Genomic DNA, 14,068 nt, shown 5'->3' with positions numbered 1-14,068 from the left:
CAATACCGTGGTATTGCCGCCCTAAACTCATTGAACCGGTTGAGCGCCGCTCCATCCCCCACCCAAAGCGCGTAGTAGCGAGACAGTCGCGACCGCCTGCGCCTGCTGGCTCCGGATCAATTGACGCTTGATCGCAAGTGCACTTCGGTCGGAATCGACGACCTCAAAATAGCTCACGTACCCATGCTCGTATCGGCGACGGGATAGCGCGGCGGCCTGCGAAGACGCGGTCGACGCCGCGTCGTAATTCTCGGCCTGCAGACGTTGTGCCGCAATATCGTTGAGCGCATCCTGCACCTGTCGGAACGCCTGAAGGGTCGTCGAGCGATAATCCGCCTCCGCAATCAGGTACCCCGCTTTCGCCGAATCCACCGCTGCCTGTCGCCGCCCGCCGTCGAACAACGTTTCAACCACACTCACACCCAATCCCCACACCGAACTGTTTCGATCGAGAAAGGTTCGCAAGCTATCGCTCGCAAATCCACCGCTTGCAGTCAACGTCAATGACGGCAGGAATGCCGTTTTGGCAATACCGATCTGTAACGACGCGGCATCCAGCCGTCGCTCGGACGCATACACATCAGGACGATTCCGCAGGATACCCGATGGCAAACCCACTGGAACCGAGGGAAGTACAACCTCCTCGCGCCGATTCGCAATAGCGAGATCGGTAACGGACTTCCCTGTCAGCACCGCGATGGCATCAACCAGATTTTCGCGAAGCCGATCGCTTTCTTCCAACTCGGCGGAAGCGGTTTTCAATTCCGTCGTGGCCCGGAGCGCATCGAGATCTCCGGCAGACCCCGCTTTCACTCGCCTGTTAATGAGGTCGAGTGCCGTCTGCCGAAGTTCGATCGAACGCAACAACTCTATCCGGTCAAAATCGACAAACCTGAGCGTCAGATAGTCGCTCGCGACTTCGGTCGAGATGCGCAATTTCACAGCATCGGCATCGGCTTGCGCAGCGAGAAGGCTATCTCGCCCGGACTCCACTCCGCCTCTCAGACGCCCCCATAGATCGACCTCGTAGCTCGCATCGACCGGCACGGCCCAGTTATGAAGTGTGCGTTTAGGCAATGCGTCATCCACGGTGCCGGAAACACGGTTTCGATTGAAACTCGGACTCGTCCGCACGGTGGGTAGTGTGTAAGAATTGTCGAGGTCCAGCGATGCACGCGATCGAGCAATTCGGGCGTCTGCTACTTTGATTTCAAGGTTTTCCTTCAGTGCAGCATCGACCAGCCCCGCCAGTTGTTGGTCTGCGAATAGACTGACCCAATTCAGCCGGCCGACGGGATCGAAAGGCTCATTGCCATGTTCCGTTGCCAATCCTGCTTCGTTGTGTCGAAACGGTTGGCCGCTCAACGCGAGGTCCGGCAGTGGCTGTGGATGCAACGTGCATCCCGACGCCACGCACGCCGCACCGAGGAGCCAAAGGCCAAATCGCGTCATGAACTCTCGCCTCGGGCGCTCAACCTGACCGTCACCGACATGCCAAGTGCAATGTGTCGGCGTTCAATATCAGGATCGTCGATCAGAATCTTCACTGGAACACGCTGTACGACTTTTGTGAAGTTACCGGTCGCATTATCTGGTGGCAGCAGAGCAAACTGGGCCCCAGTGGCTGGCGCAAAACTCTCGACATGCCCCTTTAACAATAAGTCCGGCAATGCGTCGAAGCGCAGGCTCACACTGTCACCCACACGCACGTGCTTCAATTGGGTCTCGCGGAAATTCGCCACGACCCACGCGTCTTTTTCTACCACGGCAAGCAACGCCTGACCCGGGACAATACGCTGCCCCGTCTCAACCGTCTTCTTGCCGACAAAGCCATCGACCGGCGATACGACATCGGTGTAGTTCAGTTGTAGCGAGGCGTCACGCAGGTTAGCCCTGCCTTGGGTTTCCGTGGCCATGGACGATGCCAACGTCGCTTCCGACAAAGCTAGTTGGGCTTGGGCTTGAAGCACACGCGCGGCTGCCGATTTTCTCGTTGCGTCGGCGGCGTCGTACTCTTGTTGCGACAGACCACGTGGCGTCTCACGCGTAAGCTCTTGCGCACGCGCGAAGTCGAGGTCACCACGCCGGGAATCCGCGACTGCCGCTACGATAGCGGCCTTCGACTGCGCTATCAATGCTCGCGCCTTGGCTTGCTCAGCCTGTGCCTGCTCGATCCGCGACCGTTCCAACGCAACGCGAACGTCGAAGTCGCGCGTGTCGAGTCGAACCAGCTTATCTCCCGCGTGAACGAATTGATTGTCCCGCACCAACACCTGCTCAACCGTCCCGTTGACTCTCGCGGCGATTGTATGGACGTGACCGGTCACATAAGCATCGTCGGTGCCACGCTCGCCAGAGCCATATGCATAGGCCAGTACCGCCCCGAGTACTACCGCGAAGGCAACCAACCCCAAGATCGCTACGACCCTTCGCCTGTGCGATGAGGATGCTTCATTGTCAATTGCATCCACGATATGCCCGCTCCTCACCTTGCGTATTTTTAAACATGGGGTATGCTACGCTTTCAAATTTGAAGTCACAAGTGTACAGACGAGACCTGACGCCGGCAATGAAAACCAAGACTGAGCGAGTCGATCCCCACGTCTCCGCAGCAATTCCGCGGCAAAGCATGCGTCCTTACGCGGCGATCGGCGCGGTGCTGCTTGGCACGATTATTTCGACGTTCACGTCCAGACTCACTTCGTTGGGATTGGCGGACCTACGCGGCGCGCTGGGTATCAGCTTCGATCAAGGAGCGTGGATAAACACCGCATTCAACGCCGGCCAGATGTTCATTGGTCCGATTGCCGTGTGGGCAGCATTTGTGACGGGCGTTCGGAGACTACTCATCTGTGGAGCCGTGATATTTTTCATATCGCAGATGCTGCTGCCCTTCTCGCCCAACTTCTCGACGCTGATCTTCATCCAGGTGGTATCGGGGCTATCGTCCGGCGTATTTGTACCCGTTGCAATTGGCGTCATCGTGAGAACCCTGCCTCCGAGATGGCTGCCGTTCGGGATCGCCGCGTACGCCATGAACATCGAAATGTCACTGAACGTCTCAGCCACACTGGAAGGCTGGTACAGCGAGCATTTCACCTGGCATTGGTTCTATTGGCAAAATGCGGCGTTGACCCTGCCGTTCATCGCGTTTGTGGCACTCTCCATTCCTACCGAGCCTTATCCCCCATCAACGTTGCGCGGCGACCATACAGGCATGTTGCTGGGCGCCAGCGGGTTTGTCTGCCTGCTCGTCGGACTGGATCAAGGTGAGCGGCTCTTCTGGTTTCAATCGGGGTTCGTCACATCGATCCTCTATGCGGGCGCGTTGCTTATCGCGGCATTTCTGGTATGGGAGTTTTTGGCAAAGTCGCCGGGCATTGCGCTTGACTATCTGGTCAAGCCAAACATCTTCCTGCTTCTGGCACTCACCTGCCTCACTCGATTCGCGTTACTCAATACAAGCGTTATACCGTCAATATTTCTGGGTGCTGCACACAATCTCAGACCGCTTCAGATCGGCGAAACGCTGCACTGGATTGCAATTCCTCAGATTTTTGCAGCACCTTTTGTCGCATTCCTTCTACTTTACGTCGACGCGCGCCGCGTCATCATTGCGGGCTTCGCCATTGTCACCGTTGCCTTTCTGCTCGGAGCAGACATCACTCCCGACTGGGTGGAAGGCAACTTCATTCCTTCACAATTGCTTCAGGGAATCGGACAGACGATGATTGTCACGTCGACGGTGTACTTCCTCGCAAAACATCTTTCACCTGAATACGCACTGACGTTCGGTGCGTTAGTACAAACAACACGTCTCTTCGGCGGTCAGCTCGGCACAACTTCAATCGCGCTCGCGCAGCGTATTCGCGAGCAAATGTACTCAAACGACCTCGTCGGGCATCTGAACACGTTCGACCCTCAATCGGTCGAGAGAGTACTCGCTCAAGCTGGCCTATTCTCGCCTGGACCCGTCAGCATGCTAAGCGCACCGCTTTCAGTCTATGCCTTGATCGACCGCGCCATTCGGGTTCAGGCGACCACGCTAGCGCTCGCCGACAACTTCAGAATCGCCGCTGCGGCAGGGTTCGCAAGCGTATTGATTGCGCTTTTTCTACGGCGCCCACCCGCGAAAATCTAGTCGCCCCCAACCAAGCACGCCGCCTTGCGCCGGGATGGTCCATCGGGCCGGTTCGGCCGGTTCATCCGAGACCAGGAGGAAGAGGCGCCTCGAGCCGCCGCCGCAAAAACTCCACCATGTGATCTATAGCCCGGCGATCAGATCCCAGCGCGTTATGTGAGACTTCCTTGTAGCGTACCGCCTCGGTCGGCACACCCGCGGCGATGAGTTCACAACAATATTTTTCGGCCTCGACATGCAGCACGTCATTCCCGGCTATCGCTATCAAAGCGGGAGGTAAGCCGGCCAGCCTGCGTGACTCTATCGGGGCGGCATAGGGATGCAGCCGTTGCGAAATGTTTCTGAAGTAAGCAGCATAGTTGCTGGCATGCAAATGTGCCTCATGGTCAGACTCATCAAGACTTGACGGGTCTCCCACGCGCGTCATGCTGGGATCGAGGAGTGGTGCGAGCAAGACCTGAGCAGACAAACGAAATTCGCTCCTGTCTCGCGCCATCGCAGCCAAACATGTAGCCAGATTGCCACCGGCATCGTGTCCCGCAACACCTATACGCTTAGGATCGGCGCCGTTTTCATGTGCATGCGCTACCGCCCATCTGAGCGAGAGATAGCCATCTTCCAAGGCAGCGGGAAATGGAAAGGTCGGAGAAAGTGAATACGCCACCGAGATGACCCACGCGCGCGTGGAGCAGGCAATCGACACCGCGGCGAGATTTACATCATGGATCGAACCACCGACAAAGCCACCGCCGTGAAAGAGCAACACGATCGGCAAGATGTCGTCGGTAACGTGTCTGTAGGTCCTCGCCGATATGGTCTGTGCGTGGCCTTCTATCACCACGTCTTCAACGTTGAGGCTTGTTTCACCGCTTGACATTATTTGGCTAGGTGCAATCGCACCCCACTCCGCTAGTTGAGTTGAATGTCATTCTGGTTCAAATTGTCACCCCAACAAATAGTCGATGGCGGGAAACAGATTTCACTCAATACGAAGAATCGAGCTACCGCACATATTCTGAAGAGAAATTGCGGGACGATACAGGTTTGGGCTGCACGAGCTTTAGCAGCTTTTCTTGAGCTGATGCAGGGGCTTGATCCATGCCGGTCGGCACAACGGACAGACGCGCATTAAAGATCGAGGCTACCCATTCGACGAACACTCGCACCTTCGGTGCCAGGTGGCTGTTGTGCGGATACACCGCCGACACCTGTAACGGCGGCGATGCAAACTGAGGCAAAACCCTGAGCATCGCTGCCGATTGAAGCGCGGGTTGAATAATGAATTGCGCGGGTTGTATCAAACCTGCGCCTTTCATACCACACAGCACATACGCTTCTGCATCGCTGACTGCGATCGAGCCCGGGACCTTCACCTCAACGGGTTTTCCGTCGACGATGAAATTCATGTGATGCAGCCGACCGGTGGCACTGGAAAAGTAGTGAACGGCAACATGCTGCGCCAACTCATCCAGATCCTCTGGTATTCCATATTGCTCGACATAGCTAGCACTCGCGGCAGTGACTGTCGGAAGCAAAGCCAGACGTCGCGCAACTAGCGTCGAGTCCTGCAGTGCGCCAACCCGAATTGCGCAGTCGACCCCTTCCTGAATGAGGTCCAAATTTCGGTCGCAGAAACTGACCATCAAGTCAATCTCGGGGAAGCTGCTCCGAAAATCATCGATGTGCGGCATGATCAGCAGGCGGCCGATGGACCCCGGCATGTCCACGCGCAGGCGTCCCCGTGGCCCTATTCGAGTATCGCTCAACGAGCCCTCGGTTTCATCGACCTCGGCAAGTATGCGCACACAACGCTCGTAATACTCCGCCCCCTCAGGCGTCAAGCTCAAACGCCGAGTGGTCCGCTGCAGAAGGCGCACACGCAGGTGTGCCTCAAGCTTCTGGATGATCATCGTTGCGGATGCATGGGGCAAATCCATCGAGTCGGCAGCTTTAGAAAAGCTGTTGGTTTCGACTACCCGCGTAAACATCTTCATTGCCTGAAACCGATCCATACTTTTCCCTTAATGCCCTGTTGCGCGCCGAATGTCTGCCTTCAAATGCTCGATCAGCTACCTACGGACATTGGCCAGAACGACCAATTTACATCATCAAAAAATTTTCAGCTTCCATTTTTGAAGCCATTATGCCGTAAATCGGATTCCGGGTATGACGGGGAAGAAATACAGACATCAAACCTCTGTACTGTCTGTCTGCGCATCAAGCTGGCGTTGCATTCGCCCGCTGTGCCAAAGCCTGGCGCGCGCCCAGCACACCATGAATCTGCGATACCACCGCCGCGCCCTCTCCCACTGCTGCCGCCACGCGTTTGGTCGATTCTGATCGGACGTCTCCAATTGCAAATACGCCAGGCACACTGGTTTCAAGGGATTTGGTCCCGTAGGCTACGCTGCCAGCCACTGCGCTACCCGTCAGAACGAAGCCACCCTGATCTGTGTTCACGCTGCATCCGTCAAGCCAACTCGTATTCGGGTTGGCACCTGTAAAAAGAAACAGATGCCTAACCTCCAACGTCAGCGGTCCGTTCGGCGTCGTGCAGTTCAAGGCGGACAATGCATCGCCGTCGCCAGCCATCGACTCGATCGAAGTCCGCCGGTGTAGCGTTACGTTCGGCAATGCCGCAATACGATCGATCAAATATCTCGACATGCTTGTTTCCAGTCCCTCACTGCGTATCAGCAAATGAACATGGGACGCGTGCGACGCAAGATAAACCACCGCCTGGCCCGCCGAATTACCGCCGCCCACTAACGCCACCTCGCACCCCTTGCACAACTTCGCTTCGACCGGTGAAGCCCAGTAGTAGGTCCCGTGCCCTTCGAACCTTTCCAGACCGGCGATTGCGGGTTTGCGATATGCCGCCCCAGTAGCGATAACAACCGTGTGTGAAGCAACATGCTGGCCATTCATCAACTCAATTTCAATGGGTACCCGATCGCAGTGCAGTGCCTTGATCTGAGTGGGAATGGCAATGTGCGCGCCGAACTTCTGGGCCTGCACAAACGCGCGGCCGGCAAGCGCCTGGCCCGATATACCGGTCGGAAAGCCAAGATAGTTTTCAATGCGTGAGCTCGCACCTGCTTGGCCACCCGGCGCCCTACTGTCGAAAACGGCCACAGACAGCCCTTCGGATGCCGCATACACAGCGGTTGCTAACCCAGCAGGGCCTGCGCCGACTATTGCGACATCGTAGGTATGAGCGGGATCGAACTCGGGCAGCCAGCCTAATTGCGATGCGAGCTGATTCTCGTCGGGGGCGCGCAATACCGTGCCATCCGGACAGATGACTAGCGGTAGATCGGCGTCCGATCTCGCCATACGCTCCAATAGGAGGATCGCATCCGGATCGGTATCGGCGTCAATCACCGTATGCGGATGTCCATTTCGACTCAAGAATCCCTGCAACAGTATCAACCGTGCATCGTCTGACTTTCCTAGCAGAATCGGCCCGGTTCCGCGTTCGATCAATCGGACGCGTCGGAGGATGAGCGAACGCATGATGCGCTCTCCTAGTTCCGCTTCTGCAACGAGCAGGGCTCGCAGACGCTCCGGGGGGATCAGGATCACAGTGACATCGCCCACTGCATGACCATCGACCAGTGACGGTCGTCCCGATAGCTGACCGATCTCGGCCACGAACCGTCCGGGCTGTTGCTCCATCACCTCGTTCACTCGACCGAGTCCATCGCGCCTTGTAATGCTAATCCGGCCGCTGAGCAGGACGAACATCCCCGGTACCGGCATACCGGACTCCAGCAGTCGCTCGCCCGCCTGGAAATGCTGCTCGATCCCGAAAGCTCGCATGCGCTCGATTTCGCTATCGCTCAGTAGCGGGTGCGCCTGGAGATGACGATCATCAAGAGAAGAGAAAGGGGCATCCGCCTTTACCGCAGATGCCATCCGCCCCGAACTCGCCGTGTCATTCGAGACGTCATTGAGTTCGTCCTCCGCAGACAAAGTTGAGCTATCAGGGCGTGCGCTCCGTACGTCGTATCTTTCAGTCATTGTTGACAATCTCCAGTTCAAGGACTCGCGCGTAGAAGCGGCGCATTTCCAACCTCGTATACGTGATACTCAGTCGCACCAGCAATCGCGACCTATCCCTCGGCGAACGAGATCGGTCTGCCGCAACAGCTACTTCACGCTTCTGGCTGCAGCGATAATGGCTGCCGCCACCTGCTCCGGTTTCGAAAGCATGGCTACATGGCTCGAGTCGACTTTGATGATCGTGGCGCCGATCTGCTTACCTACCGCCGCCTGGAGACGCGGATCGATCATACGATCCTGATCGGTGACCACCATCCAGGATGCTTTGTCGTGCCAGGCAGCATGGGTCACTTTGTCGTCGAGGCAACCCGCAAACCAGGGCCCCTGCGTAGCTGCAAGCAGTTTCGCTTCGGCAGGCGATACGTCGGTTGCGAAGTCTTGCGCGATGGCCTTATCGGAAAGCGTCAGGAAACCCGCTGAGTCCTTTCGCAGCTCGGCGGTCCAAGCCGGCGCCGGATATGGCTTAATCATGTCATTCAGCGACTGGCCTTGGTCTGGCGCTAGCGCGGCTACGTAAACAAGTGCCTTTACCTTGTCCTCATCGCCCGCTTCGGTAATGACAGCACCAGCCCATGAATGGCCTACCAGAATGACCGGCCCCGTCTGTTGCTCAATGACCCGACGAGTCGCCCCGGCATCGTCCTTAAGCGAAGTCAACGGATTCTGCACTGCCACCACATGCAGTCCCTTCGACTCAAGAATTGGAATGACCTTGCTCCAACTCGAACCATCTGCAAATGCGCCGTGTACCAGAACGACATTCTTGCCCTGCAGATCCGCCTCGGGTGCCGCACTTGCGTACGCAACGCCCAGCAAGCCGCTAACGAGTCCAAGCGAAACCAAGCACTTTCTAATAAGCGTTTTCATGAAAAAGTCCTTCAATTGAATGATGAATTGCCGGGAACCAAGGTCGTTTTATGGATAACCCCCGCCTATCGCGAGAGCGCCTACACTTCGCACACGAAGGTCAAACCGACAATTGGCATCGTAGCAAAATCCGCCAGTCGCTTCACAAAATGAAGCTTTATTCAAACAAATCAACGCGCTAGGTTTTTCCCACACGTCGGACCGATCGAGTCAGCTGACAAAAGTGATCATCCAAGTCGAATTACGCAACCGTTGTTTGGTCCCGCACAGCATCTACAGCCCTCTCGTTAGCCTTCCAAACCGAAAACGCCAGGTTCGTTTCTTCGACACTCAAGCCCGATTGTTCTGAAATTGAGTCCAGTGAATTGAAGATGCGGAGGTTTATCAGTCAACGCACGCCCGGTAAGGTTGATAAAAATAATTGGAGGAATCGTCATGAACACATTTTTAGAACGCCATTTATACCGACCCGCGCTAGTCACGCCAGTGTTACTACTGGTCAACAGAACGGAATCGCTCGAGTTCAACTTGCTCGACTTGACACTTATCGCAGCATCAACGCTCGCGCAGCACGCTATCGCCGCTGCGACTAGCCGCCGGCAAATCGTACGCGCTCAAACGTACAACAGCAGTGCAATGTCGGGGACCTCGTTGAGCCAGTGACAAAGCCGCTCTGATGGAGCGAAGTAATTCGTCAAACGACCAGATCGTGCAGACGATGCATACCCTCTTTTAACCATCCGAACATTCCTGCCTCCGTAGAAGGCTGGTTCGCCGGAACAGCAACAAACGCGCCGTCGGTACGGTGGTTGTCGACAAGCCAACGACACATCTGCCTACCCAGTTCGGGGCGACGTTGTATTACCGGAGTCAAATTGCTGCGGTCCAGACAATAGACCACCACGGCCGTCAATGCCGTTGCCACGCTGGGATACCCGGCACCGGACAATATCGCCGAATGGCCGATAGCGTCCCCCGGAGCCAGCCGCCGAAGTTCGATCTCAGCTTTCTGCTGCACCGACGTAACACGCACTACACCGCTTGCGATAATGTAAAGCGCCTGAGCAGATGCCTGATCTTGCTCGTGCAATGCATAAATGACGTCGCCGCTCTCGAATTCCTTGCGTACCAGCGCCTGGTCAAGAACTTCAAACTCAGCGTCGTCCAGTTGGCGAAACATCGCAACACCTCGTAGAAGACGGGCTCGATGGTCTGACATCACGCCTCCCATATAGCGCACCGACAAGGGGCGAAGGTCAATGCCGACGGAAGCGAGATGCCGATGCGACAGATCAAAAAGCGCATTTCTCGCTGTGGCTTTTTTGCCAAGTGCATCGACGTAACAAACGATCTCGTATTCGATTGAATCCGTTTTTGCCTTTCGAACGTTCACCGTGGGTTTTGGTATCGCCAGAATGTCGGAAGCACTCGAGGCAGCTCTCTCCAGCGCTTCCAGTACTCGGGCCGGTCGAATCTCCGGAGAGATTTCCAACGTCACATTGATGCCGTGTATCTGCGATGGTTCGTTGTGGTTCACGATCTTCGCTTTTGCGGCAACACTGTTTGGGACGACGACCAGATTGCCTTGCCCTGTCAACAGGCTGGTTGCCCGCCAGTTCGTCTCCGCGACCTGACCTTCCACGTCGTCTATGGCGATCCAGTCACCTAGCTTGAAGGGCTCGGTGGCATTCAGCACCAGCCCGGAAAAAACGTCGTTCAAGGTGCTCTGTATGGCTAGACCCAATATGATGGCGACAGCCCCCGAAGTCGCAAGCAATCCGCGAATGGGCAACTCCAGAACATAAGCGATCGACGCAAGGGCCGCGGCAAGAAACACAAGCGCTCGCAAAAGATCGCGAAACAGACGCTCTCGACGCCACCACGCTGGCAAAATAGCGAAATCGAGCAGGACAGTGACAAGCTGGGCACCTTGAAGCCACCACACAAGCTCTAGCCCCTGGGCAAACAGATGATGCAATTTGCCCTCCGTCACCTCCGGCGGGGAAAGGGGGCTCATTCCCGATGAGAAAAGAACAAAGGTAAGGGCGAGAAATAGAATAGCCCTGAACAATGAACGGAGCCTGGCCAATGCCGGCCCCATCAACCGCCATGCGAGAAAATCGAGCAGCAGGACGGAAAACCCGCCAGAGACGTTACCCAAGAGATGGGACATCGCACGCTTTCCCCTTTATGCAGATCGAGCTACTTCGATGTCCATTCTTAGTTGGCGGCCTTCTGTTCGACATAACGCGTCGTGACAAAAAGAGTCTCCGAGTCACCATTGGAAAATCATGGACGCGTATTCGTGCGCCAGCGCTTCCCGATCAAACCACCTTTGTACCCGAACCCGATCTTGCAGCCTTATGCCCAAGGTTCAAGCACCAGTTTTCCTGTCGTTTTACGTCCTTCGAGAAGCCTGTGCGCCTCGACAGCTGCCGAGAGAGGGAACGTAGCACCAACATGCAGCGTGAGCTCGCCTGACGCGACATAGTCGACTATCTCGCGCAGTGCGGGCGTGATTAACTCCCCACGCTGGAAGTATTGGCCGATGTAGAACCCGGTAATTGACTGGTTTGACACAGTCAGGCGTTGCGGATCAACAGTCGCTACCTCGCCGCTCGCCTGACCGTAGACGACCATCCGCCCGAATGCCGCAAGCGCGTCGAGAGCTCGGCCAACAGTCTCGCCGCCGGACATCTCCAGCACGATATCGACGCCCTTCCCACCGGTCAGCTCCCTGACTTGGTTCGCCCAGTCGGATCGCGTGTAGTCAACTGACTCGTCCGCGCCGAGCGACTCCGCAAATTTTCGTTTCTCCGGAGTGCTGGCCGCCGCGATCACTTGACCAGCGCCAAGAAGCTTCGCTAATTGCACCGCGAATGCACCAACGCCGCCCGCAGCGGCTTCCACGAGGACGCTTTCTCCTTTAGCCAGCCGTCCAGCGTGCCGCAGCGCCAGAAGTGCGGTCAACCCCTGAACGACCAGGGTCGTGGCTTGCGCTGCCGTGATGCCGTGCGGAAGTGGAATCACAGCGGCCGCCGGCGCAACGACGTATTGTGCGTAACCACCGACACGTGTTGTTGCGTAAACCGCATCGCCTTCCTTCAAATTCGTGACGCCACCGCCCACAGCGCTTACGACTCCAGCGACTTCACCCCCGAGTGTGAACGGCAGAGGCGATTTCTCGGGGTAATCGTCGCCCCTGCGCCGGAGCACATCGGCAAAGTTCACACCGACAGCATCGACACGGATCTGAACTTCTCCCTGGCCTGCTTGCGGTGCGGAAACTTCTTCGTAAATCAGTACTTCGGGACCGCCAGTGCGATGGAAGCGGACTGTCTTCATGATGTGGAACCTCAGTCAATCAAACTTATACAGAGCTAAAGAGAAACGGTAGTCGTAGCAAGTCCGTCAGCTCTTAAGTCGCCCAAGAGCCGCACCGAATTCGGTTTCCAGTTGCCCTCGGGTCTGCATTCCTTCCTGAAGTAGCTCCTTCGTGCGTTCTTGCGCACGGGGTTCGCGGATAGTCTGCTGAAACAATGCCGCATCGGTGCGCACATCGGCCAAAGGCGCCAACGACACGTCGTTGATTCTTCGCTTGTTGGCAATCAACCCCGTCGCCGGAAACTCAGCGATTCGATAGGCAAGTGCGCGAACAAACGGTTCCAGTTCGCTTTGCGGTATTGCGCGATTGATCCAACCATAGCGCTCCGCCAGCTCAGCGTTGTAATCATTCGAAGACAGGACGACTTCCATCGCACGCCCACGTCCGAGCAGTCGCGTCAAATGCTGAATGGCACCTGCACCCGGAACGGCGCCGATGCCGGCCTCGATCTGTCCAAAAACGGCCCGTTCCTTCGACGCGAAGCGCATGTCGCAAGCAAGCGCAAATTCACTACCAGCGCCACGCGCGACTCCTTCGATCTGGGCGATCGTGACCTGGCGCATCTCGCTGATACGCCGCAACAGTCCTCCCAGCGAGCCACTCACCGATCCGGGGATACGCGCGGCCTCCTTCGTATATTCCGCGACTCGGGCAATATCCACATGCGGCAGGAAAAATTCTTTGTCCGCACTCGCAAACACGACGACGTTCACTTCCGCGTCGTGCTCCAGCGCGTCAAGAAGACTGATCAGGTCTCGAACCAGCTCCGGTCCGATAAGATTGATGGGCGGATTGTCGAACGCGGCAAACAGTACGCCAGCATCAAGACGAGTCTTGATTGTTGCAAAATCATATGTCATGGAGTGCTCCGTAGGCGCCAGCGATTGGCCGTCAGTTCGAACCTCCGCGGCGTTTAAAAGATTGCCCGATACCGGTAGCGCAGCGACGCCGGCTAAGGCAACTCCTCGCTTGAACAATTGTCTGCGCGAAAGCGTGGAGAAAATAGGTGATGGCTTAAGGGGCAATGAAATAGCCTCGTTCCGTACGCGTAACTACATTCGCATATCAAAAGGGCTTCTGCATTTCGAAGAGATGCAGAAGAAAGCCGTCGCGGAGCGACGTTTGCCAATGCTAAAACTGCTTCTTTGCCGAACGACTGCTGAAGTTGGCCGCTTAGGGCAGAAGTTTGGCGTCCATCGTGATTTCGCACTTCATGATTTTGGAAATCGTGCAATTCGTACGCGCTCGATTCGCACAGTAAAGAAACTGCTCCTCTGATGCGCCGGGCGCCTTGGCGCTCACCGTAATATGGGAACTCTTGATGACGGGAGACCCATCGTCACCGGTTCCGAAATCGATCGCCACAGCGGTCTCGATGCTTTCCGCCTCCAGATCGATCTTGCCGAAGTTGTTTGCAAGTGCCTGATTGAAACAGCCTGCATGTGCGACGGCCAGCAACTCCTCTGGACTGCCGCCAACGGCCCCTTCGAATCGGCTAGCGTAGGAATAGGGTTCGTTCTTGAAAAATTGCGTTTCGGTCGACAGGGAGCCCTTCCCGCCTTTCCACGATCCCACCCATGTCGACAAGCCGGTTGCTTTCATCAAATTCT

At 56.5% G+C, this 14,068-nt stretch carries 11 protein-coding genes; 1 reads left to right on the top strand and 10 read right to left on the bottom strand.

Going from position 1 to position 14,068, the window contains the following annotated elements; translation table 11 throughout:
- Window positions 1–27: 27 nt before the first annotated feature.
- Window positions 28–1,452, bottom strand: coding sequence for an efflux transporter outer membrane subunit (locus B0G73_RS19190; protein WP_106282885.1), 1,425 nt, complete (start codon window positions 1,450–1,452; stop codon window positions 28–30).
- Entirely contained in the window at window positions 1,449–2,471 is a 1,023-nt protein-coding gene (locus B0G73_RS19185; protein WP_258193367.1) for an HlyD family secretion protein, read from the bottom strand. The genes B0G73_RS19190 and B0G73_RS19185 overlap by 4 nt, the downstream gene beginning before the upstream one ends.
- A gap of 98 nt (window positions 2,472–2,569) precedes the next feature.
- Between B0G73_RS19185 and B0G73_RS19180 the strand changes: the two genes are divergently transcribed.
- Entirely contained in the window at window positions 2,570–4,141 is a 1,572-nt protein-coding gene (locus B0G73_RS19180; protein ID WP_106282884.1) for an MFS transporter, read from the top strand.
- Window positions 4,142–4,202: 61 nt separating this feature from the next.
- Here the strand turns inward: B0G73_RS19180 and B0G73_RS19175 are convergent, their stop codons facing one another.
- From B0G73_RS19175 to B0G73_RS19135, 8 genes are all read right to left on the bottom strand, one after another.
- Window positions 4,203–5,018: an alpha/beta hydrolase gene (locus B0G73_RS19175; RefSeq protein WP_106282883.1), complete on the bottom strand. Its 816-nt coding sequence runs from the start codon at window positions 5,016–5,018 to the stop codon at window positions 4,203–4,205.
- A 124-nt stretch (window positions 5,019–5,142) separates the two neighbouring features.
- Window positions 5,143–6,153 carry a LysR family transcriptional regulator gene (locus B0G73_RS19170; protein WP_106282882.1) on the bottom strand — a complete coding sequence of 337 codons (1,011 nt, stop codon included), beginning with the start codon at window positions 6,151–6,153 and terminating at the stop codon, window positions 5,143–5,145.
- 205 nt (window positions 6,154–6,358) lie between these two features.
- The gene (locus B0G73_RS19165) at window positions 6,359–8,059 is read right to left on the bottom strand and encodes an FAD-dependent oxidoreductase (RefSeq protein ID WP_106283005.1); all 1,701 of its coding nucleotides are present in this window, start codon (window positions 8,057–8,059) and stop codon (window positions 6,359–6,361) included.
- 234 nt (window positions 8,060–8,293) lie between these two features.
- Entirely contained in the window at window positions 8,294–9,073 is a 780-nt protein-coding gene (locus B0G73_RS19160; RefSeq protein WP_106282881.1) for an alpha/beta fold hydrolase, read from the bottom strand.
- Window positions 9,074–9,767: 694 nt separating this feature from the next.
- Window positions 9,768–11,246, bottom strand: coding sequence for a mechanosensitive ion channel family protein (locus B0G73_RS19150; protein ID WP_106282879.1), 1,479 nt, complete (start codon window positions 11,244–11,246; stop codon window positions 9,768–9,770).
- A gap of 188 nt (window positions 11,247–11,434) precedes the next feature.
- Window positions 11,435–12,418, bottom strand: a complete 984-nt coding sequence (locus tag B0G73_RS19145; RefSeq protein WP_106282878.1) for an NADPH:quinone oxidoreductase family protein — start codon at window positions 12,416–12,418, stop codon at window positions 11,435–11,437.
- 66 nt (window positions 12,419–12,484) lie between these two features.
- Window positions 12,485–13,318, bottom strand: coding sequence for an enoyl-CoA hydratase/isomerase family protein (locus B0G73_RS19140; protein ID WP_106282877.1), 834 nt, complete (start codon window positions 13,316–13,318; stop codon window positions 12,485–12,487).
- Window positions 13,319–13,631: 313 nt separating this feature from the next.
- On the bottom strand, window positions 13,632–14,060 hold the full coding sequence (locus B0G73_RS19135; RefSeq protein WP_106282876.1) for an OsmC family peroxiredoxin: 429 nt from the start codon (window positions 14,058–14,060) through the stop codon (window positions 13,632–13,634).
- Window positions 14,061–14,068: the final 8 nt, after the last annotated feature.

Source organism: Paraburkholderia sp. BL25I1N1, assembly GCF_003002025.1.
Lineage (GTDB): Bacteria > Pseudomonadota > Gammaproteobacteria > Burkholderiales > Burkholderiaceae > Paraburkholderia.
This window is presented reverse-complemented; position numbering and strand designations above follow the sequence as displayed.